General features: G+C 28.6%; 22 protein-coding genes, 1 tRNA gene and 1 riboswitch. Of the genes, 12 read left to right on the top strand and 11 right to left on the bottom strand.

Features of this window, described 5'->3' with window-relative positions:
• The first annotated feature begins 357 nt into the window (after window positions 1-357).
• Both BLS00_RS09995 and BLS00_RS10000 read left to right on the top strand, forming a co-directional pair.
• A complete protein-coding gene (locus BLS00_RS09995) occupies window positions 358-1,176 on the top strand; it encodes a fumarate hydratase (RefSeq protein ID WP_167848949.1) in 819 nt (272 codons plus the stop codon).
• Window positions 1,166-1,657 carry a FumA C-terminus/TtdB family hydratase beta subunit gene (locus tag BLS00_RS10000; RefSeq protein WP_240724325.1) on the top strand — a complete coding sequence of 164 codons (492 nt, stop codon included), beginning with the start codon at window positions 1,166-1,168 and terminating at the stop codon, window positions 1,655-1,657. Before BLS00_RS09995 ends, BLS00_RS10000 begins: the two co-directional genes overlap by 11 nt.
• Before the next feature lie 39 nt (window positions 1,658-1,696).
• On the opposite strand, the gene BLS00_RS10005 is transcribed toward BLS00_RS10000, so the two are convergent.
• Window positions 1,697-3,151, bottom strand: a complete 1,455-nt coding sequence (locus tag BLS00_RS10005; RefSeq protein WP_091405622.1) for an aminoacyl-histidine dipeptidase — start codon at window positions 3,149-3,151, stop codon at window positions 1,697-1,699.
• 164 nt (window positions 3,152-3,315) lie between these two features.
• Window positions 3,316-3,867 carry an NUDIX domain-containing protein gene (locus tag BLS00_RS10010; RefSeq protein WP_091405624.1) on the bottom strand — a complete coding sequence of 184 codons (552 nt, stop codon included), beginning with the start codon at window positions 3,865-3,867 and terminating at the stop codon, window positions 3,316-3,318.
• A 92-nt stretch (window positions 3,868-3,959) separates the two neighbouring features.
• Between BLS00_RS10010 and BLS00_RS10015 the strand changes: the two genes are divergently transcribed.
• Window positions 3,960-4,601 carry a lactate utilization protein gene (locus tag BLS00_RS10015; RefSeq protein WP_091405627.1) on the top strand — a complete coding sequence of 214 codons (642 nt, stop codon included), beginning with the start codon at window positions 3,960-3,962 and terminating at the stop codon, window positions 4,599-4,601.
• 10 nt (window positions 4,602-4,611) lie between these two features.
• On the opposite strand, the gene BLS00_RS10020 is transcribed toward BLS00_RS10015, so the two are convergent.
• The gene (locus BLS00_RS10020; protein WP_091405630.1) at window positions 4,612-4,893 is read right to left on the bottom strand and encodes an EscU/YscU/HrcU family type III secretion system export apparatus switch protein; all 282 of its coding nucleotides are present in this window, start codon (window positions 4,891-4,893) and stop codon (window positions 4,612-4,614) included.
• Window positions 4,893-5,678 carry a metallophosphoesterase gene (locus tag BLS00_RS10025; protein WP_091405631.1) on the bottom strand — a complete coding sequence of 262 codons (786 nt, stop codon included), beginning with the start codon at window positions 5,676-5,678 and terminating at the stop codon, window positions 4,893-4,895. Before BLS00_RS10025 ends, BLS00_RS10020 begins: the two co-directional genes overlap by 1 nt.
• Window positions 5,679-5,830: 152 nt before the next feature.
• Here BLS00_RS10025 and BLS00_RS10030 point away from each other — a divergent pair, with 152 nt between their 5' ends.
• From BLS00_RS10030 to BLS00_RS10050, 5 genes are all read left to right on the top strand, one after another.
• Window positions 5,831-6,901, top strand: a complete 1,071-nt coding sequence (locus BLS00_RS10030; protein ID WP_091405634.1) for a tetratricopeptide repeat protein — start codon at window positions 5,831-5,833, stop codon at window positions 6,899-6,901.
• 110 nt (window positions 6,902-7,011) lie between these two features.
• On the top strand, window positions 7,012-7,359 hold the full coding sequence (locus BLS00_RS10035; protein ID WP_135402655.1) for a prepilin peptidase: 348 nt from the start codon (window positions 7,012-7,014) through the stop codon (window positions 7,357-7,359).
• Window positions 7,356-8,120, top strand: a complete 765-nt coding sequence (locus BLS00_RS10040) for a YdcF family protein (protein WP_091405641.1) — start codon at window positions 7,356-7,358, stop codon at window positions 8,118-8,120. Before BLS00_RS10035 ends, BLS00_RS10040 begins: the two co-directional genes overlap by 4 nt.
• Before the next feature lie 37 nt (window positions 8,121-8,157).
• Window positions 8,158-8,233: transfer RNA gene (locus BLS00_RS10045), tRNA-Pro, on the top strand.
• A 48-nt stretch (window positions 8,234-8,281) separates the two neighbouring features.
• The gene (locus BLS00_RS10050; RefSeq protein WP_091405644.1) at window positions 8,282-9,187 is read left to right on the top strand and encodes a GRP family sugar transporter; all 906 of its coding nucleotides are present in this window, start codon (window positions 8,282-8,284) and stop codon (window positions 9,185-9,187) included.
• Here BLS00_RS10050 and BLS00_RS10055 read toward each other — a convergent pair.
• Window positions 9,184-9,768: an isochorismatase family protein gene (locus BLS00_RS10055; protein ID WP_240724324.1), complete on the bottom strand. Its 585-nt coding sequence runs from the start codon at window positions 9,766-9,768 to the stop codon at window positions 9,184-9,186. The two genes, BLS00_RS10050 and BLS00_RS10055, sit on opposite strands and share 4 nt — an antisense overlap.
• Before the next feature lie 284 nt (window positions 9,769-10,052).
• Here BLS00_RS10055 and gpmA point away from each other — a divergent pair, with 284 nt between their 5' ends.
• Window positions 10,053-10,799, top strand: a complete 747-nt coding sequence (gpmA, locus tag BLS00_RS10060) for a 2,3-diphosphoglycerate-dependent phosphoglycerate mutase (RefSeq protein WP_091405646.1) — start codon at window positions 10,053-10,055, stop codon at window positions 10,797-10,799.
• A gap of 33 nt (window positions 10,800-10,832) precedes the next feature.
• On the opposite strand, the gene ribH is transcribed toward gpmA, so the two are convergent.
• The 6 genes from ribH to BLS00_RS10090 all read right to left on the bottom strand — a co-directional run bounded on the left by ribH (window position 10,833) and on the right by BLS00_RS10090 (window position 16,400).
• The gene (ribH, locus tag BLS00_RS10065; RefSeq protein ID WP_091405650.1) at window positions 10,833-11,294 is read right to left on the bottom strand and encodes a 6,7-dimethyl-8-ribityllumazine synthase; all 462 of its coding nucleotides are present in this window, start codon (window positions 11,292-11,294) and stop codon (window positions 10,833-10,835) included.
• Window positions 11,295-11,303: 9 nt separating this feature from the next.
• Complete coding sequence (locus BLS00_RS10070) at window positions 11,304-12,479, bottom strand: bifunctional 3,4-dihydroxy-2-butanone-4-phosphate synthase/GTP cyclohydrolase II (RefSeq protein WP_091405653.1); 1,176 nt, start codon at window positions 12,477-12,479, stop codon at window positions 11,304-11,306.
• The gene (locus BLS00_RS10075) at window positions 12,451-13,026 is read right to left on the bottom strand and encodes a riboflavin synthase (RefSeq protein WP_091405657.1); all 576 of its coding nucleotides are present in this window, start codon (window positions 13,024-13,026) and stop codon (window positions 12,451-12,453) included. The genes BLS00_RS10070 and BLS00_RS10075 overlap by 29 nt, the downstream gene beginning before the upstream one ends.
• The gene (ribD, locus tag BLS00_RS10080) at window positions 13,007-14,038 is read right to left on the bottom strand and encodes a bifunctional diaminohydroxyphosphoribosylaminopyrimidine deaminase/5-amino-6-(5-phosphoribosylamino)uracil reductase RibD (RefSeq protein WP_218119815.1); all 1,032 of its coding nucleotides are present in this window, start codon (window positions 14,036-14,038) and stop codon (window positions 13,007-13,009) included. Before ribD ends, BLS00_RS10075 begins: the two co-directional genes overlap by 20 nt.
• Window positions 14,039-14,147: 109 nt before the next feature.
• A riboswitch (FMN riboswitch) is annotated at window positions 14,148-14,263 on the bottom strand.
• Between the two features lie 44 nt (window positions 14,264-14,307).
• Entirely contained in the window at window positions 14,308-15,198 is an 891-nt protein-coding gene (locus BLS00_RS10085) for an MBL fold metallo-hydrolase (RefSeq protein WP_091405666.1), read from the bottom strand.
• Window positions 15,199-15,287: 89 nt separating this feature from the next.
• Window positions 15,288-16,400 carry a hypothetical protein gene (locus BLS00_RS10090; protein WP_091405668.1) on the bottom strand — a complete coding sequence of 371 codons (1,113 nt, stop codon included), beginning with the start codon at window positions 16,398-16,400 and terminating at the stop codon, window positions 15,288-15,290.
• Between the two features lie 184 nt (window positions 16,401-16,584).
• Here BLS00_RS10090 and BLS00_RS10095 point away from each other — a divergent pair, with 184 nt between their 5' ends.
• From BLS00_RS10095 to BLS00_RS10745, 3 genes are all read left to right on the top strand, one after another.
• Window positions 16,585-16,791 (top strand): putative motility protein, encoded by a 207-nt coding sequence (locus tag BLS00_RS10095; RefSeq protein ID WP_091405671.1) that lies wholly within the window; start codon window positions 16,585-16,587, stop codon window positions 16,789-16,791.
• 124 nt (window positions 16,792-16,915) lie between these two features.
• Entirely contained in the window at window positions 16,916-17,956 is a 1,041-nt protein-coding gene (ltaE, locus tag BLS00_RS10100) for a low-specificity L-threonine aldolase (protein WP_091405674.1), read from the top strand.
• A complete protein-coding gene (locus BLS00_RS10745; protein WP_218119816.1) occupies window positions 17,956-20,160 on the top strand; it encodes an HD-GYP domain-containing protein in 2,205 nt (734 codons plus the stop codon). The genes ltaE and BLS00_RS10745 overlap by 1 nt, the downstream gene beginning before the upstream one ends.

Here is a 20,160-nt window from a genome sequence, read left to right on the forward strand (position 1 = left end):
CTGAGCCAGGATCAAACCCTTCTTCCAGTCCTTTTCCTGTCTTCTCAGTCTTTCACTGTCTTCTTCCTTGTTCCTTTTCTTCCTTGGCTTGGCCTCTATCCACTTGTCAAAGAGCTTCTCTTCATTCTTCTATTTTGTTTCGCTTTTAAATTTTCTTTTGGCTACGAAAGCCGAAGTTAATACTATCACATTATCCCTATTTTTGTCAATTGCTTTGTTGTTAACTATTCCTTTCTTGTTCCTTAACCTCTTCCACCTTTTCAGGTGTGCATTTGTTTTTTGTTTATCTTAACTTTACTTTAACCATAGTGCTTTTATCTTGTTATATTATAATATTATGAAAAAGGAGTGTTTAAGTTGTTTATAAATTTTGAATATTATAGAAAACAAATTAAAGATAAAATTATAAAAGCGAATTTAATTATAAATTCTGAAGTTAAGGTTTACCTTGAAACATATAAAGGTCCCTTCTCGAAAGTTTTAAATGATAATTATAAGATTTCCAAAATAAAAAATATACCTTTATGTCAAGATACTGGAATTGTAGAATTTTTTTTATTTCTAAACAAAGATGATTATTTCAATATTGATATACAAGGTTTTTTGGACTCTTTAGTTAAGGAAATATATTCAGAGAATAATTTCAGATTTTCCACTTTAAGAGATCCTTACATGAAAAGAAAAAACACTTTTGATAATCTCCCTTCTATGATAAATATTATACCAACTAAAGAAAAATCAAATTTATCATTTCTTATAAAAGGTGGTGGAAGTGAAAATCTATCTTTTTTAAAAATGCTCAAGCCGACGATTTCAAAAAATGACCTTATAAATGAAGTTTTAAAACATATTCAATTAAATGGGTCAAGAGCGTGCCCTCCTTTAGTAATAGGTGTTGGACTTGGGGGAACAGCAGAAAAAGCTGTTTTAAACTCTAAGATATCTCTTTTAAAGAATTTTAATGATTACAATAAAGATGAAGATTATAAAAACTTAGAGAAAAATTTGGAAACTAAAATTAATAATTTGAATATTGGTGTACAGGGTTTAAAAGAAGGGAAAACTACACTTTCTACAAAAATTACAGTTATGCCTTCTCACATAGCCTCGCTATCTTTAGCAATTTCAGTTGATTGTTATTTGAATAGAAAAGGAGTTGTTTATTTTGAAGCATAACTTATCAGTTGGTGACTTTTTTGAATATAGTGGAGAACTAATAATAATGAGAGATGCTGCTCATAATAAAATTAAACAACTTTTTGATGATAATAGCTCATTACCTATTGATTTTAAAGATAAGATTATTTTTTATGCCGGGCCAGCAAAAAAACCAGATAACCTTGTTATTGGAGCTATTGGTCCCACAACAAGCAGTAGAATGGATAATTACTTGGAAATAATGTATAAGCTTGGTATAAAGGCAACAATAGGGAAAGGTAATAGAAGTAGTATAGTTGATTTATTAAACAAAAAATACAATAAATACTATTTTGTTTGCCCTTCTGGAGCTGCAGCAACATTGGCACAAAAAGTATTTTCTTATGAAGTCATTGCCTTTCCAGAACTTGGACCAGAAGCTATTCAAAAAATTGTTGTTGTTGATTTCCCGCTGATGGTTGCCATAGATAACTTAGGAAATAATTTTTATAACCTTTAAATAAAAAGGCCAAAGATTAAATCTTTGGCCTTTTATTTATTATAACTGTTTTAAAACTTCTTTTAAAAATTCCCACATTCTTTTTATTGATGAAATACTTATATGTTCATCTGGTGTGTGAACATCAAACATGTTAGGTCCAAATGAGATCATATCAACATCCTTTAACTTTTCGGATAAAAGCCCACATTCTAATCCAGCGTGAATAGCAGTAATTTTTGGTTCTTTACCAAATTTTTCTTTATAAACTTTTTTAAAAACTTCTCTTATCTTTGATTCTGGTTTATATTGCCATGCGGGATAAGGTGCACTTGTTATTATCTCAGCTCCAACCATTTCTGCAACTAGCCTTGCTATTTGATGAACTTGTTGTTTTTTTGATTCTACAGAACTTCTTGTTGATGAATCAAATTCTATGAATTTTTCATGTGTTGTAACTACACCTAAATTAGAAGATGTTTCCACAAGTTTTTCTATTTCTGATGACATGCCAAGAACTCCATCAGGAATTAAGTTTAAAAGGGTAATCATTTTACTTGTTGTTTTTTTAGAAAAAACTTTTTTAACATCTTCAGAGATTTTAGAAATTGTAATATGTATGTTTCCATCCTTTACTCTATATTCTTTTTGAAAGATATCATTCCATTTTTTTATTTTCTTTTCCATTTCTTCTAAGTCTTTGTTCTTTAACATTATTTTGGTTACAAACTCTCTGGGTATAGCATTATCTTTTGCACCGCCATTTACTGAATAAACATAAAAATCCATTGTATCGTTTATATCTAATAAAAATCTTCCCATTAATTTATTAGCATTTCCTCTTTCTTTTATTATTTCCATTCCTGAATGTCCACCTTTTAAACCTTCTAACTTTATCTTGAAAGGTAGATAATCATTTTTAGAATTTTTCCATTCAATATTCAATTTTATTTTGTCTCTCATTCCCCCCGCACAGGAAACTAAAAAAACTCCTTCTTCTTCAGAATCAATATTAATTAGAGTTTTACCTTTTATATTATCCGGAGATAAGCTGTTAGCTCCCTCCATTCCAGTTTCTTCGTCACTTGTAATAAGCACTTCTAAAGGTGGATGGGGTATATCGTTAGAATCTAATAAGGCCAGTTGATAAGCAACAGCTATTCCATCATCAGCACCCAGAGTTGTGCCAGTTGCATATATGTAATCTCCATCAACCCTTAATTTTATAGGATCTTTTTTAAAATCATGTTCTGTGTCCAAATTTTTTTCACATACCATATCCATATGTCCTTGTAAAGTGACATAATCATGGGTTTCAAACCCTTCAGTTCCAGGTTTTCTTATTATAACATTTAATGCATCATCTTGAATATACTCTAAGTCCCTTTCTTTAGCAAATTCTACTAACCAATCACTTACTTTTCTTTCTTCTTTTGAACATCTTGGGATCTTAGATAATTCTTCAAACCAATAAAAAACTTTTTCTGGTGATAACCCATTCAAAACTCTTTCCATATATTTTGTCCCTCCTTGAATAATTTTGATTACAAATTTATTATATCATTAATTAGCTTAGCTAATTAATGATATAATAAGAATTATTTATTAAAAAACTAATAGATTAAACTTAGGATATATCATTATTTAAAGAGGGCGATCTTAATTAAAAAACATCTAAGTTAATTAAGTTCTATTATTTCATTTATTGTAAATTCTTTGGGAGTAATGTAAGAAATATCCACATATTTTTTCTTATTACCAAAAATATGATCTAACAACTCTGCATCAATAGAAGTAATGTTATTGGTTTTAATATCATCTTTATAAACCCATCTCAAAATCCCCTCATCGCAATCAATTAGATTTTGTTTTTTTATTTCAGATGTAAAAATAAATAATATCCAATTGTAATGTTCAGGCCCATCTTCTGATGTAATTACTTTTAACTTTGTATTATTTAATTTAATTCCTGTTTCTTCTTTGAATTCTCTGAATATGGAATCTTCTATAGATTCATCATAATAAGTTTTTCCACCAGGTGCTACAAGTTTACCAGGAAAAGGTTCTTTAAATCTTTCCAATAACAAATACTCACCAAATTCGTTTTTTGCATAGCATATTACAGCTATTTTCTGGTTATTGTTTTTTACAACTTTTTTTGTATCAAGCTGAATGTTGTTTTTTTCGAAATATTTTTCTAATTTTTCATAATTTATTCTATACTCTTCCATTATTTACCTCCTAATTATTTTTATTAAATTCTCTTGAAAATATTTTATCATGATAAAATATAAATATATAACTCAATTTTTGGAGGTTAATTATGAGAGAAAAACTTTTAAAATGGAAATATAAAGAACTTGGCGAGCAAATGATTCAAACTTTGAAAAATAAAAAGCATGACGCTTATTTAGTTGATTCAAAAGAAGATGTTGTTAGTACTTTGAAAAACATAGTTCCTGAGAAATCTTCAGTTGCAATCGGTGGTTCTATTACCTTACAAGAAACTGGAGTTATAGATTTTTTAAAGAATAACGATTATAAGTTTTTCAATAGAAATGACGCTAAAACTGAAGATGAAAAAAGAGAAATATTTTTAAAATCTTTTGATGTAGATTTCTTCTTCTGTAGTGCTAACGCAATAACAAAAGATGGAATGATTGTTCAATTAGACGGCAATGGCACGAGAGTTGCTCCAATGATTTACGGGCCCAAAAATGTCGTTATGGTTGTTGGTATGAACAAAATAGTGACAGATCTTCAAAGTGCTGATGAAAGAATTAAAGAGATATCACCTATGAATGCAAAAAGGTTAGATACAAAAACACCTTGTGTTAGATTTGGTGAATGTATTGATTGTGAATCAAGAGAAAGAATTTGTGTTCATAAAACTATTTTACAAACTGGAGTTAGGCATCCCGGAAGATTTAAGATAATTTTGGTTACAGAAGATTTAGGGCTGTGAAATACAGCCCTTATTTTTTATTTTTTCTATCCATTGTATAAACATACGCCAAAACTTCTGCTGCTATTTTGTACATTTCTGGTGGGATTTCTAAATTTAGATCAATACCATAAAATTCTTCTACAGCATTTTGATCTTCGATTACTGTGACTGATTCTTCTTCTGCAACTTCCAAAATTTTTTTAGCTATATCATTGAGACCTTTGGCAACAACTTTTGGTGCTTTATCAGTTCCTTTTCTATATCTTAATGCAACAGCTTTTTTGAAATTTTTTTTATCATTATAATTCATTATTCTTCATCCTTTTTTAAATAAAAAATGGTTATTTCAGGAGAATTTAGAAATCTTACATTTAACCAAGATCCCAACCCTCTATTTATATATAGCTTACTATTGTTGTAATCATGCATACCTCTTAAAAATTCAGAATAGTTACCGATTTTGTTTACTAAAAATTTAGTTAAAAATGGTATATAAATTTGTCCACCATGGGTATGACCTGCTAAAATTAAATCTGATTGATCAATCAATTCAATATGCTTTTTAGCATTATCTGGTACATGTGTTAAAAATATACTGTAAAAATTTTCAAAGTTTTCAAAATTTTCTAACTTATAAAACATGGGAAGTCCCGTCAACAAAATCTTTTGACCTTTTACCTCAACAAGTTCACTTTTTCCTTCTATTAGATGTATATTCTCATAAGCATACGCTTTGTTGACCTCATTTAGATCTTGAAAATCCCAATTCCCATATATTACATATATATCAGAAATTTCTGAAAGTTCCCTAAAAAATTTTTCTAAACTTTTTTGATCAGAATTGTTAGCTAAAGAATCACCAGTATATACAATAAAATCTGGTTCTATTTTTTTTATCTTTTTCAAAATTATGCTATGAAAAAAGTAAAATTTTTTAATGTGTAAATCAGAAATCTGCACGAACTTTATATCTTCATTTATCTTTTCTGATTCTATATCCACTTTCTTATTCATGATCAATATACTTGGCTCTATAAAGAATGAATATAATATCAAAAGCAAGAATACAAGAAAAATCAAGCCTCTTTTTTTCATTAGTAAGTCTCCTATACATAACACTGTTTAATCTTTATTATTTCTTATTTTCAAATTAAATTATACTATATTTCTATTTTTTAATTTGTGTTAAATATGGTAAAATTAATGTGAAGATATATTTCTATACCACAACAAAGGGGGAGATTCAAATGGAAAACTTAATCAACATTAATCTCAATGGTGAGATTATAACGATAACTGATAAAACACCTTTTCCTATTTTGCTTGCAGAATTTTTGTATGAAGGTGATTTCGACCTTATGATGGCAGATTTAAAAAACAATGTGGAACTTGTGGAAGAGGCAAAAAAAGTAACAAAACTTATGGAAAACTTACCTGGTTTAACTTCGAATTTTATCACCCGACCTTTTGTATTTAATGATTTCATGACATATATGGATGAGTTTAAAATAAAGCCATCCGACCTGAATCACGTATCTTTGAATGGAATGTTTGATATTGTTCTTGAAAGAGCTGATAGAAAAGCTTTTGACATAGTAAAAAATATTATTGACTTCATGTTGAAAATCGATTCTAACTTTGCTCCAGCATATGAATTATTAGGTTCAATTTTAATAGAAGAAGGAGATTTTGAAAAAGGAAAAGAATATTTGGAAAAAGCGGCAAAAATAGATCCTTGGAATATTGCAGCTTTATCTGAATTAGGAGAAGCATATTTTAATCTTAAAGAATTTCATAAAGCTGCAGAAATCTGGAAAAAAGAAATCGAACTTTCTCCCGATAATTATGTAACTTATTTCATGATAAGTGATGCATATATTGAGATAGAAGAATTTGAAAAAGCTGCTCACAATTTAGAAAAATTCTTGAGTAGGTTTCCAAAAAGCATTCTTGGAAAATTTGAGCTTTCTGAGCTGTATAGAAAATTGGATAGAAATATAGAAGCTGATGAATTAAAGGATGAAATATTGAATTCAACTCCTGAATACCAAAGCGATATAGAAATATGGTCTAAAATAATGATTGAGAAACAAAAATTTGATAGGGTAATAAAATTTATCGAAAAATATGTTAGAGATAACGATGAAAATGAACATTTTAAACTATTACTTGTTGTTCCTTATATAAAATCTGGAAGAAAAGCAGAAGCAAAAGAAATTTATAAAGCAATGAAAGAAAAATTTAGCTGGTACATTTATAGTTTGAAAAATGTTTTTGACGAAAATCTCAATGAAGAAGAAAAGGAATTATTAAATTGAGCAAAAAAATATACAGGGGGCTTTTATTTAGCTCCCTGGTTTTTTTAGTAAACCTTACTTGTTTTATCAACGGTAATAGCATCTTAGATTTTACTTTTGTAAACGCTATTTTGTTTGCGGGTATTGTAGACTATTATAAGATGTTCATTCCAGAAACATCTGTTATTATTATATTGATAATATCACTTATTAATTTTGATATTTATAATTTAATCTATGCTCTCTTTATTTTATTCATAACTTTAGTTTTATACAATACAAAAAAATTTGGTTTTGGTGATGTGCAACTATTAGCTGTAATGACTCTTTATCTCGGTTTTAACATTTTCTACATCATAATTTTATCAATGATTTTGGTGTTTATTTTCAATTTTAATAGAAAAGAAATTAAAATCCCATATGGTTTTTATATAATGTTATCTGTGGTTATTTATTATTTTATTGAGGTGATTTTATGATTTTCCAAAAAATTCTTTCTTCTTTTTTGGAGTTCCCAGGGTTTTTCATTACTTTGAATATAATAATGTTTTTATACTATTTGAAAAAAGAAAAAAGGATAAGAAAATATTTGATAATTGTTACTGTTTTTATATATATTATTTCCTCAGGTTGGTTCACCAGAATTTTTGTTACCCCGCTTGAAAATAATTTCCCGCCTTTTACAACAGAAGGACAATTTTTTGAAGATAACGGATTAATAGTAATATTGGGGGGAGGAATTATTTCTGATACTGAAAGCAACACGATAAGTAGTCTTTCTGATCAATCATTGGCAAGAGTTTATAAAGGATATTTACTTTATAAAGATTTGGGATACCCAATAGTTGTTACTGGAGGTAAATTACCGGGAACTGAAGATATACCGGAAGCATTTTTGATGAAGGAAACTCTTATTAAAATGGGGGTAAAACCAAGTGATATATACATAGAAATTGAGGCAAGAAATACAAAAGAAAACGCCAAATTTACCGCTGAAATAAAAAAAGAACTTGATATCAAAAATGTTTATTTAGTTACTTCTGCGATTCACATGGCTAGATCGTATAGTTCTTTTAAAGAATATATTGAAAAAGGCTTGGTGCCAGTTCCTGCATATTATTTTGTTCCCAAAACAAAACTGTCATGGTCTGATTTTATCCCGAGTATAAATAATTTAAGAGCCACTGCCTTAGCTTTTCATGAATATTTGGGGATGATCTATTATAATTTGATCTCTTGATTTATGCTGGTATTTTTTGATATAATATTTTGATATACGGAGCGTAGCGCAGGTGGTAGCGCGTCAGCATGGGGTGTTGAAGGTCGCTGGTTCAAATCCAGTCGCTCCGACCATAAAAACATCAGGAAGCTTATGCTTCCTGTTTTAATTTGGAGGTTTATATGTTTTATTTATTTTTAGCAGTGCTTAGCTCATCAGCAATAGCTTTAATCTTTAAATATTCAGAAAATAACAACATGAATAGGTTTGCAATAACTTCAATGAATTATGTTGTGGCATTTAGTACATCTTTGATTATTATTCTTAGCAATATTAAGAATTTTTCATTTGAAAATAAAAGTTTAGATCCTATAATACACAATCTGATTAACAATATTAAATTCAATGAATTTACAAGCTTTGTTTGGGCAATTATAATTGGAAGTATTGCTGGAGTATTTTTCTTTTTGTCCTTTTTTCTTTATCAAAAAAGCATAAGAGAAAACGGAGTAGGATTGTCAGGGGCTTTTGGTAAGTTGGGTATTTTGATTCCTATGATTTTTTCTATCATTTTTTGGAAGGAATATCCAAATACCATTCAAACTGTAGGAATATCTTTTGCGATATTTGCAATAATATTTGTAAATATTCCTTTTAAAAAAGAAAAAATAAAATTCAATTATTTGTTGATTCTTTTGTTTCTATTTGGTGGAATGGCTGAGTTTTCAAATAAAATATTCCAAAATTATTCTTTTACAAAATATAAAGAAATATTCTTATTCTTTGTTTTCTTTTCAGCTTTTTTGATAAGTATATATTTTACTTTAAAAAAACCTAAAGAGGTTCAAAAAAGAGACATAATTACAGGTATTTTAGTTGGAATTCCAAATTATTTTTCATCTTTTTTTTTGATTATGGCTTTGGATTATGTTAAAACATCTGTTGCTTTCCCAATCTTTTCATCAGGAAGTATTTTGTTTATAAATCTTGGCGGTATATTGATATTTAAAGAATATCCATCAAAAAAAGACTGGGTAGCAATTTCAATTACTATATTGGCACTAATTTTGATGAATATTAGAGCTTAAATTATGTGGACTTTTAAATCTGAAAAAATTTCTGAATTATCTTTGCCATTTATACTCTTTATAAATTTATCGATTAAATAAATTTTATATCCCTTGTCTATAGCAGTTTTAACTGTTTCTAATACACAAACTTCAGCAGCTAATCCAACAATAACAAGGTTTTTTATATTATTATTTTGTAGTTCTTCATCAAGTCCATTTTCTTGTTTACTTTCAAAATCTTCGTAAAAAGCTGAATGTGAGTCTGTATCTTTAGTAGTACCTTTTTTAAATACTTTATCATAATTTGAAATAAATAATTCATTACCTTTTGTTTCTTGAACACAGTGTACTGGCCATTCTGAAAAGGACTTATGGTCTTTTGGATGGTCGTCTTTGCTTGCGATAACCAAGAAAGTACTATCTTTAAACTCTTTTGCCATATTGTTTAAATCTTTTCTCCATTTTTCGTCAGTACCTTTTACAGGTAATTCATCTGGCATTTCTTCGGTAAAACCGTATTGACAATCAACACAAATTAACGCAGTATTACTGCTTGTAATACCCCTCATTATTAATCTTTCAAAAATTTGGTCAAACATCTATTGAACCTCCTTATAATATTTGGAGACTTTAAATTAATTTTCTTAATTTATACTCTGTACTATTAAATTATAACACGATTAAATTAAATAAAAGTTAATTGACAAACGACTGATACCAATGTAAACAAAAAATGTAATTCTTTTATTCTCATCCTTATACCATTAAATAAGAATATAAAATATTTTTTTATTTCATACTTATATTATATTTTTCTTATAAATATCGTAAAATATATATTTTATAATAGAAATGAAGCTCATTATTCTAAAGGGGTGAAAAAATGTATAAATTAGTATTAATTAGACATGGAGAAAGCGTGTGGAACAAGTCTAACCAATTTACAGGTTGGACAGATGTAGATTTGTCTGAAAAAGGTGTTGAAGAAGCAATAAATGCCGGTAAATTGTTGAAAGAAGAAGGCTATGAATTTGATATCGCCTATACTTCTGTTTTAAAAAGAGCGATAAGAACCCTTTACTTTACTCTTTACGAAACCGATCAACTTTGGATTCCTGTTAAAAAATCATGGAGATTAAACGAAAGACATTACGGTGCTTTACAAGGATTGAACAAGTCAGAAACTGCAAAAAAAGAAGGGGAAGAACAAGTTAAAATTTGGAGAAGATCATACGATGTTCAACCACCAGCTCTTTCTGAAGATGATGAAAGATTTCCAGGAAACGAAAGAAAATATCAAAATTTAGAAAAATCATTACTACCAAAAACAGAATGCTTAAAAGATACTGTTGAGAGATTTCTTCCGTTATGGCATGAGGAAATAGCTCCCACTATAAAATCTGGTAAAAAAGTAATAATATCTGCTCATGGTAATTCTTTAAGAGCGCTTGTAAAATATTTGGATAACGTATCTGAAGAAGAAATTGTTGGCTTGAATATCCCAACAGGTATTCCACTTGTTTACGAGTTAGATGAAAACTTAAAACCAATAAAACACTATTATTTGGGTGACCAAGAAGAAATAAAGAAAAAAATGAACTCTGTAGCTAATCAAGGAAAGGCAAAATAAATAAGATAGGCTGACAATAAGTCAGCCTATCTTTTATAGTCGTTGATTTAAATTCATCATTTCCAATAATGACAAAGCACTATCAAATCCCTTATTACCAGACTTTATGCCAGATCTATTCATAGCTTGTTCTACTGTATCTGTAGTTAACACTCCAAAAACCACAGGAATGTCTGAATGTAGATTTATCTGTGCCACACCTTTTGAAACTTCGTTTGAAACTATTTCAAAATGATATGTTTCTCCTCTTATTACTGCTGAAAGAGCAATAACTCCATCATACCTTTTTGAATTTACCAATTTTTTTGCCAAAAAAGGAATCTCAAAAGAACCAGGAACATAATAAACATCTATGTTGTTTGTATCCAGATCATGTCTTACAAAACAATCTTCTGCTCCTTCCAATAATCTTTCCGTTATAGTTGAATTAAACCTTGAAATTATTATTGCTACTTTTTTATCTTTACCTGAATAGTTACCTGTAATATAGTTCATAACATCACCTCATAATATATTTTTTAAATCGTGTCCAAATCTTTCAAACTTTGTTTTTAAATAATTGTGATTGTGTTCATTAACATTACCAAAAATATTCTTTCTATTGACAACATTTATGCCATAATTAACTAATTGATTTTCTTTATCTTTGTTGTTAGATAACAATTCAATATCTGTTACACCTAACTCTTCAAGTATTTGTGAAGCAACTGCATAATCTCTATTGTCTGCTGGTAATCCAATTACTTCGTTAGCATCTACTGTATCAAGTCCTTTATCTTGTAATGAATAAGCTTTTATTTTATTAGTTATGCCAATGCCTCTACCTTCTTGCCTCAAATAAATAATTATTCCCTTTCCATTTTCTGAAATGTATTTCATGGCATTTTTAAGCTGGCTTCCACAATCACATTTCAAAGATGAAAAAGCATCGCCAGTTACACATTCAGAATGTATTCTTACAGGTATCGGTTTGTCATGTAGATCTCCATATGTCAAAGCAAAATGTTCTTTTTCATCAATGTTGTTATAGAATCCAATTATTTTAAATTCTCCAAATTCTGTTGGTAACTTTGCTTCAGCGGCTTTATAAACTAATTTAGTATTTTTTATATATTCTTTGTATATTTCATCTATTGAAACCATTGGTAATCCATATTTATTAGACATATCTACTGCAAAATCAAAGTCATGTGAATCACCATCTTTGTTCAAAATTTCTATAATTGTGGCAAATTTTTTATATCCTAATAGTTTTACAAGCTCAACTGATGCTTCAGTATGCCCCTGCCTTTCTTGAAAAGGTTTTGAACCTAATAAAGCAACATGTCCAGGATATGAAAACATACTTGGACCATGTCCTTCTGATAAAAACTTTATTGTATTACACCTTTCTATTGCAGTAACTCCCGTATCACTCAACTTGTAATCTATTGGGACAAAAAAGTTTGTGCTATGTTTGTCCAAACCATTTCCTGGCATCTTAAAAAATCCCTTATTTAATAACTCCTTTTCATCTGCAACTGTGCATAAAACGCCCTTACCTTCTGCAATCATAAAATTTATGATTTCTTTTTTCATTATTTCAGATGGAAACACTAAATCAGCTTCGAACTCTCTTTTTTGATCGGTGATAATAACCGGCTTACCTTGTTCAAAAGCCTCTTTTATTTCTGAAAACATTTGCTACACCTCCCATATATCTTAAAAACATGTCAACCTCATAATTAACGAGATCTCCGTTTTTTATATCTGACAAATTTGTATTTTTCCAAGTATGATCAATAATCTGTATAGAAAAAGAATCCAAAGAAACTTCAGCTATAGTCAAAGAAATTCCATTTAATGTTATAGAACCATTTTTTATAGTTGGAATATCAGTATTTGGCATTTGAAATGATAATTTGTAACTGTTTTTGTCTCTTGTATATCCTAAATATCTTATAGTTCCATCAACATGCCCAGTTACTATATGCCCACCAATTCTATCGCTTAATCTCATTGCTCTTTCTATATTAACAATTCTGGAACTTTTTAAATTAGTGTTATTTATCGTTTTATATCCTGCATCAAAAAACATTTTATTACCTTCCATTTTTTTCATAGTTAGACATATGCCATTTATTGCTATACTATCTCCAACCTTCACATCATCAAATTTATTTTCAACGTTAAGCTCTTCACCTTTGATATTTAAATTGGTTTTGTATTCAACTATTCCCGTAAACATTTATATCAAACTCCCATAATATATTATTTTTGAATTTTTTAATAGAAAAATCTTTTTGCTCTAAATAGTCTGAAAATTTTGAAAATGGTGATATTCCCCTTCCAAATATTTTTGGTGATTGAAATATCATTATCTTATCTGCAAAAGGCATAAATTGTTCTATAACACTCCCTCCACCTTCTACAAGAACTGAATCTATTTCTCTGTTCCCAAGATTTGTCAGTATATTTTCTGGTGTTGATTCTTCAATATTTACAAACTCAGTATTTTTATTTTTAAAACTTTTTTTTGAATTAAAAATCAAGTTTCTTCCATCTTCATTAAAAATTTTATAATCCTTATTTTTGCTTTTTAGTTCTTTATCTAATACAATTCTCAATGGATTTCTGGAATTTGTTATTCTTGAAGTCAATCTGGGATCATCCTTCTCAAGTGTGTGGTAACCAATCATTATAGAAGAATATTCATTTCTCAATTTATGTACATATTCGTTAACTATATCATTTGTTATGTGCCTATCTTCACTTGTATAAGGAAAAATATACCCATCTAAACTCATAGCAAATTTCAGCAATACATAGGGTTTTTTTATAGTGATATATTTTAAAAATTTTTGGTTTAACATTTTTGATTCTTCTTCCAGAACCCCTACTCTTACTTCTATTCCTTTTTCTTCCAACTTTTTGATACTTTTTCCAGCTACTTTTTTATTAGGATCTTTCATTGAAATTACTACTCTTTTAAACTTCTCTTTTATTATTCTGTCAACGCACGGTGGTGTTTTACCCCAGTGATTACATGGCTCTAAAGTTACATACATAGTAGATCCTTCTACTGAATAGCCTTTATTAAAAGCATTCTCTATCGCCATAACTTCAGCATGACGACCACCATAGAATTCATGGTATCCTTTAGAAATAATTTTTTCATCCTTTACAATTACTGCTCCGACGAGTGGATTAGGATTTACTTTTCCAATCCCTCTCTTTGCTTCTTCAATTGCAATTTTCATAAATCTTTTATCCACAAAATCAGCTCCTATATAACAAAAAAGGCCCTGAATCTCTTCAGGGCCTTCATATATCATATAAAAATTGATAAATTATTATACCTATCACCTATGATTTCTTCTATCATCCAGACTCTACTGTCGGCACTGGAATTACACCAGATCAACCAATTAAGGCTCGCGGGCTATACCGCCGGTCGGGAATTTCACCCTGCCCCGAAGAAACTATGTTATTTATTTGTCAATCTTATTATACCATATAATTATTCAAATCATACAGCTTTATAATATATTCTATTATTTTTAACAATAATTTTAATTTTATTTTTATCACTTAAATACGAAATATGAGCCATTAAAGTTGACCTCATCAAGAAAAATTCCGTTGTAGTTCTAATATTCATGTCGAGCTCTGTAAAAACTTTCGAAAACAAATCCTCTTCATTTATTTCTTCTTTTGTTATATCAATTATCAACCTGTTAATTAAAGCTATTTTTTCTCTATTATAATTGAGTAATTCTTTATTTTTTTCACTGTGCTTCCCATGAGAAGGTAATATTAATTCGTATTCAAGCTTACTCAGCAAATTAATTGAATCCATCAGTTTTTCTACATCAACGTAGTAAGACATCTTTGTCTTGCTAAGGTTATCCTCGCTAATCACTGCATCTCCTGAAAACAACACACCATTTACTATGTATCCTAAATGATTATATGTATGTCCATTTAAATCGACAGCTAATATTTCATGCTCACCAAAATTAAAAATTTCATCCTTATTTATTGTTTTGAAAACTTTTGAATCTTTTGACTGCATAAATCTATTTTTCAACTGTTTTGGTGCAGTCGCTCCAGAGTAAACATAAATAGGTTTCAAAAATTGATTTTCTACAAAATAATCTTCTAAATAAGGGGTTATTATTTTACAATCTGTTTCTTTCTGTAAATAGTAGTTTCCACCACTATGGTCAGAATGAGAATGGGTGTTCAAAATATATTTTAAATTTAGATCGTTGTCCTCTAAAAACTTCAATATCAATTTTGATGATCTGCTATCCAATCCAGTATCTATTACCATTATTTCTTTCCCATTTTTTAAAATTCCTATGTTTGTTGGAAAAACAATATATCCAATGTTATTTTTTAATTCAACATACTTCAAAAAAATTCACCTCAAATATAGATAATTTATTCACAAAAAATTATAACATAAAAATACTTCCAAGCATTTGCTTGGAAGTATTATATTTGTTAATTATTATCTAAAATATGTCTTCCTAAATCGTCGTCTCTTTTCCATCTTTCCCATTTAACAATCAAATAAATGCCTATAGCTGTTATTATAATTAAAGGAAGCATAAAAATCAAAAAGTTGTTTAATATTACTCTCCACCTTAACTTTGAAAGAACTTCGTTGATTTCGTCATTTGAATAGCCATATGCCACGGATGCATTCAAAAAAGCTCTGGCTTGTTCAGCATATATATCTTGGTCCATCTCGTATAAAGTCAAACCCAATTTTCCTAAAACTTCTCCATTTGAGTATCTATTTTTTAATGACAATCTGTAATATTCTGACTTTTCTTCCAAATTGTCAGAATAGTCACCTAAAAGCTCATAAACTTTAGCCTTGTTGAAGTTGTTTGTAGATCTGTTCAACAAATTTTTTGAAGTACCTCTTGCTTTTTCTGGCTGTTCTTTTTCTAAAAACGCATAAATAAAATACAGCAATGTGTTTTCATTATAATCATCTTTTAGATTGTAGTTTGCGTATAATTCTTCAACATATTCAGTTTTTTTCAATTCAAAACTCATCTCAGAGAAAGTGTTTATTATTATAGAGTTATTTGGATATTTTTCAAACTGTTCTCTCATAATTTCATAAGCTAACTCTTTATCTCCATAAATGTTTGATTTCCAAAGAATATTGCTAACTGCCAATTCAGTTCTTGGTAGATCCTTACCATAATAGTTGTTGATAATATTTCTTAATTCAAATATTCTATCAACTACGTGAACATCTCTAGTCCTACTCCAATAAGAATCTAAGAAATATAACTCTAATCCATATTCGTAAATAGAATTTGTTTCTATTTCTTCAAAATATCTTAATTTATTTATCAAGGATAGCTCATTATCATCATATTTTAAAAATGCTATAATGTCCTCATTTGTACCAGCATAAACAGTATAATCATCATCAATATTATGCCAATATAAAAGAAAACCTCCCAAGGTTTTTGAATTTGGATTTTCACTTACTTTCAATTTTTTCAAGTTTGTTTCTTCAAAAAATTCAAGAAAATCGTTTGAAAAACTTAATACAAATAATAAAGAAAAAATTAAAAAAAGTATTTTTTTCATACTCACACCCCCAATAAATTAATAACATATTTTGATATGTTATTAATACACTTAAATTATATCACACCTTATGTTAATGTATTTGCTATTTTAGTAATATTTTTAATGTATAATAGAAATACTTACTTATATTTTTAAATAATCGACCGATATATTAATGAATGCACAACCGGAGGTGTATATTATGGATTCAATGCAAGTTTCTGCAATGCAGTCTAATATCTCTACAGCACAAACAGGAATGCAAGTATCAACAGCTGTTGCAAAAAAAGCAATGGACACATCAAAACTGATTGGAAATATGTTAATGGAAAATATTCAAGCTTCAAAAGTTGATGTTTCATTCGCTCAAGATAGCAACAGAGGAAAATTTGTTGACTTCCGGGTTTAATATATAACCTCGACTTTTGTCGAGGTTTTTTATTTAATAATTCGTATTTATTTCAAATATGTTATAATTAATAAAGAATATATTCTCATTATAAGCAACTAACATACCAAACGAGGTGAAATTGATGAAGTTCATTGATTTAAGAAGTGATACTGTTACTCACCCTACTGATGAAATGAGACAAGCAATGGCAAATGCTGAAGTTGGTGATGATGTTTATCAAGACGATCCTACTACAAAAGAATTAGAAAAATACGCTGCTGAAATTACTGGAAAAGAAGCGGCACTTTTTGTACCATCAGGTACTTTTGGAAATCAATTGGCTTTATTTACACATTGTGAAAGAGGCAATGAAGTTATAATTGGTAAAGATTCTCACATTATAGTTCATGAAGTAGGAGCTGCTTCTGTTATAGCGGGAGTTCAAATGAGAACTTTAAACACCAAAAAAGGGGAAATGAACATTGAAGAAATAGAAGAAACAATTAGAAAAGAAGAAGATATTCATTTTCCAAAAACTGGATTAATAGCCCTTGAAAACGCTTATTCAAATGGAAAAGCACTATCTTTGAACTACATGAAAAATGTCAGAAAAATATCAAAAAAATATAATATCCCAATACATCTTGATGGAGCAAGATTGTTTAACGCTGCAACAGCTTTAAATGTAGATGTAAAAGAAATAGCAGATGAAGTAGATTCAATTCAATTTTGTTTGTCAAAAGGACTATGTTCACCGATCGGTTCTTTGTTGGTAGGAAGAAACTCTTTTATAGAGAAAGCAAGGAAAAAGAGAAAATTAATGGGTGGTGGTTTAAGGCAAACTGGAATTTTAGCCGCTGCTGGATTAATTTCACTCAAAAAAATGACAAAAAGATTGAATGAAGATCATATTAGGGCAAAAAAACTTGCCAAAGAAATTTCAAAAATACCTGGAATATCCATTGATATTGGCGATGTAGATATAAACTTAGTTTTTTTCAAAATAGATAAAAACAAGTACAAAATAGATGATATGGTAGATTTTTTTAGAAAAAGAAACATAATTATAAACCCAGAAGAGAATGGATATATGAGATTTGTAACCCATTATTGGATTAAAAATGAAGATATAGAACATGTAATAGAAACTACAAAAAGATACTTCAATTACATGGAAATATAATGGATAAGATACCTTTCAAAAACTTCATATTAAAAAGAATAAACATTTACTCAATAATAATTCTAACAACAGCATTCGTATTAATTTTTATGCTGTTTTTGTTTATAAATAAACAAATTAGAACTGCAACCGATGAGCAGTTAAATTTTGTCATCAAAAAGACTATGATAAATTACGATCTTCAATTGAATGAAATGGAAAACAACCTGACTTCACTAATGAAAGAAGAACTGGAAAACATTAATTCTTTCAACGAAGAAAAAATAGAGAATGCTATAGATAGGATACATAACAACACTAAATATAAGCACTTAATCAAAAACACCCATTATTTTCTTATAAATGAAAAAGGTATAATAGAAAAAACTTCTTATGAAGATGATTTAGGTTTAAATTTATCTGAAATAACTGTTCTATGGAACAACCTTAAACCTTTAAACCCAGGACAAATTTTTGTTCAATCCACCACTAACGAAAATGGAACTAATTTCCCTTGGTTATATATATATAAAAAACTTTCAGAAGATTATTATCTTGAGTTTGGTGTGGACTTTCATAATGATTTTAATACCATTATATTCAGCCCTCTGTTAGATTTTGTAAAAGAAAGTGAAACAATAAAAAATATAGAAATTTATTCTCCTTACTTTGAAAGTTTTTTAGAAAATAAAAATTTAGAAGTTAAGTATAAAGAATATTTACAAACAATTCCAGAGGGAGAAATACATTATATTGATACTGGATTTTATAAGTCTAAAGCTTTTTATAAACTTCAATCGGATTACGGTTATAGATATGTGACGCTAAATTTAGATTATGCAAATTCCAGAAATATATTTTTTTCATTGTTAATACTGTTATTATTTGTCCCAATTTTTATATTTTTCTTCATGAGAAAATTTATAGTAAAAGAGACAGATAAAATAATAAAACCTATAAAAGCTACTGCAAATATGATGAAGGAATTTACAGAAAATGATTACACCTTGGATCTGGAAAAAATTAGCGATTCTAAAATACAGGAAATAGACCAAATTAAAAGCGAATTTTTGATCATGGCAAAAAAAATTAGAAATTCCGTAATCCAACAAGAAAATTCAAATGCAGAGTTAGAAGAGCTATATGAAAACAACGAATTATTGATCAAAAAAATAAATAGGATTATAAAAATAACCATAGAATCAAAAGAATACGAGAACCTTGAAGAATTTTTAAAACATCTGTTTGACAATATATTTGATTTCATACCAGAAGCTGATTATGGCTCATTAAGCATATTAAAAGATGGACAAAGACATTTTATTGACGCAAGAGGTCATAATCTCGAAATATTGCAAAAAATAGATTTGCGCAACGGCCTTTTCGTAGAAGCAAAAGATATTAAAATATTGGATGATATTATTGAATATGATAAACAATCTATTCCTAAATATTCTGCAGATTTGTTCATTCAAGCTTCTAAACCTATAAAAAGTACATTAATTATTCCTTTCAATGCAAACGGCAAAGTCTATGGAAGCATGAATTTAGATATAGATAAATTTTCCAATAAGGAATTCTCTCAAGAATCCATAAGGTTCTCAAAGTTTTTCTCAGACATAATTACTTCATATCTAATCCTTTCTGAATATCAAAATTTAGAAAGTAAGCACAAAGAAAGCATGATTAGAGCCATAATAAATCTTGTTGAAATTCATGATAACTATACAAAAGGTCACTCAAATAATGTTTCTAAATTAGCTTTAGAATTTTCACAAAAGCTTGGTTTAGAAAGAGACAGACAGCTTCAAATTTATTGGGCAGCGCTTATACACGACATGGGAAAAATTGTAATACCTTCCAGTATTTTAAACAAACCATCAAGGCTCACTCCAGAAGAATTTTCAGAAATAAAAAAGCATCCCATATATGCATATGATGTTTTGAAAAGTATAGATAACATGGAAGACATTGCTGAATATATTAAATACCATCACGAAAGAATTGATGGAAAAGGTTATCCAGAAGGACTAAAAGGAAAAGAAATTCCCTTAGAATCAAGGATAATTTCCATTTGTGATTCATTTGATGCTATGACAAGTGAAAGAAGTTATAAAAAAGCATTTACAAAGGAACAAGCTATAAAAGAATTAATTAATAATAAAGGTATACAGTTTGATGAAAAACTTGTAGATAGTTTTGTTAAATTAGTTCTTAAAGATTAA

It is taken from the genome of Geotoga petraea (assembly GCF_900102615.1).
Classification (GTDB): Bacteria; Thermotogota; Thermotogae; order Petrotogales; family Petrotogaceae; genus Geotoga; species Geotoga petraea.

What these genes read in the sequence shown, in the direction of transcription:
- BLS00_RS10005 (WP_091405622.1), bottom strand. Translation starts at nt 3,151, where the DNA reads ATGGAAAGAGTTTTGAATGGGTTATCACCAGAAAAAGTTTTTTATTGG.
- BLS00_RS10010 (WP_091405624.1), bottom strand. Translation starts at nt 3,867, where the DNA reads ATGGAAGAGTATAGAATAAATTATGAAAAATTAGAAAAATATTTCGAA.
- BLS00_RS10015 (WP_091405627.1), top strand. Translation starts at nt 3,960, where the DNA reads ATGAGAGAAAAACTTTTAAAATGGAAATATAAAGAACTTGGCGAGCAA.
- BLS00_RS10020 (WP_091405630.1), bottom strand. Translation starts at nt 4,893, where the DNA reads ATGAATTATAATGATAAAAAAAATTTCAAAAAAGCTGTTGCATTAAGA.
- BLS00_RS10025 (WP_091405631.1), bottom strand. Translation starts at nt 5,678, where the DNA reads ATGAAAAAAAGAGGCTTGATTTTTCTTGTATTCTTGCTTTTGATATTA.
- BLS00_RS10030 (WP_091405634.1), top strand. Translation starts at nt 5,831, where the DNA reads ATGGAAAACTTAATCAACATTAATCTCAATGGTGAGATTATAACGATA.
- BLS00_RS10040 (WP_091405641.1), top strand. Translation starts at nt 7,356, where the DNA reads ATGATTTTCCAAAAAATTCTTTCTTCTTTTTTGGAGTTCCCAGGGTTT.
- BLS00_RS10050 (WP_091405644.1), top strand. Translation starts at nt 8,282, where the DNA reads ATGTTTTATTTATTTTTAGCAGTGCTTAGCTCATCAGCAATAGCTTTA.
- BLS00_RS10055 (WP_240724324.1), bottom strand. Translation starts at nt 9,768, where the DNA reads ATGTTTGACCAAATTTTTGAAAGATTAATAATGAGGGGTATTACAAGC.
- gpmA (WP_091405646.1), top strand. Translation starts at nt 10,053, where the DNA reads ATGTATAAATTAGTATTAATTAGACATGGAGAAAGCGTGTGGAACAAG.
- ribH (WP_091405650.1), bottom strand. Translation starts at nt 11,294, where the DNA reads ATGAACTATATTACAGGTAACTATTCAGGTAAAGATAAAAAAGTAGCA.
- BLS00_RS10070 (WP_091405653.1), bottom strand. Translation starts at nt 12,479, where the DNA reads ATGTTTTCAGAAATAAAAGAGGCTTTTGAACAAGGTAAGCCGGTTATT.
- BLS00_RS10075 (WP_091405657.1), bottom strand. Translation starts at nt 13,026, where the DNA reads ATGTTTACGGGAATAGTTGAATACAAAACCAATTTAAATATCAAAGGT.
- ribD (WP_218119815.1), bottom strand. Translation starts at nt 14,038, where the DNA reads ATGAAAATTGCAATTGAAGAAGCAAAGAGAGGGATTGGAAAAGTAAAT.
- BLS00_RS10090 (WP_091405668.1), bottom strand. Translation starts at nt 16,400, where the DNA reads ATGAAAAAAATACTTTTTTTAATTTTTTCTTTATTATTTGTATTAAGT.
- BLS00_RS10095 (WP_091405671.1), top strand. Translation starts at nt 16,585, where the DNA reads ATGGATTCAATGCAAGTTTCTGCAATGCAGTCTAATATCTCTACAGCA.
- ltaE (WP_091405674.1), top strand. Translation starts at nt 16,916, where the DNA reads ATGAAGTTCATTGATTTAAGAAGTGATACTGTTACTCACCCTACTGAT.
- BLS00_RS10745 (WP_218119816.1), top strand. Translation starts at nt 17,956, where the DNA reads ATGGATAAGATACCTTTCAAAAACTTCATATTAAAAAGAATAAACATT.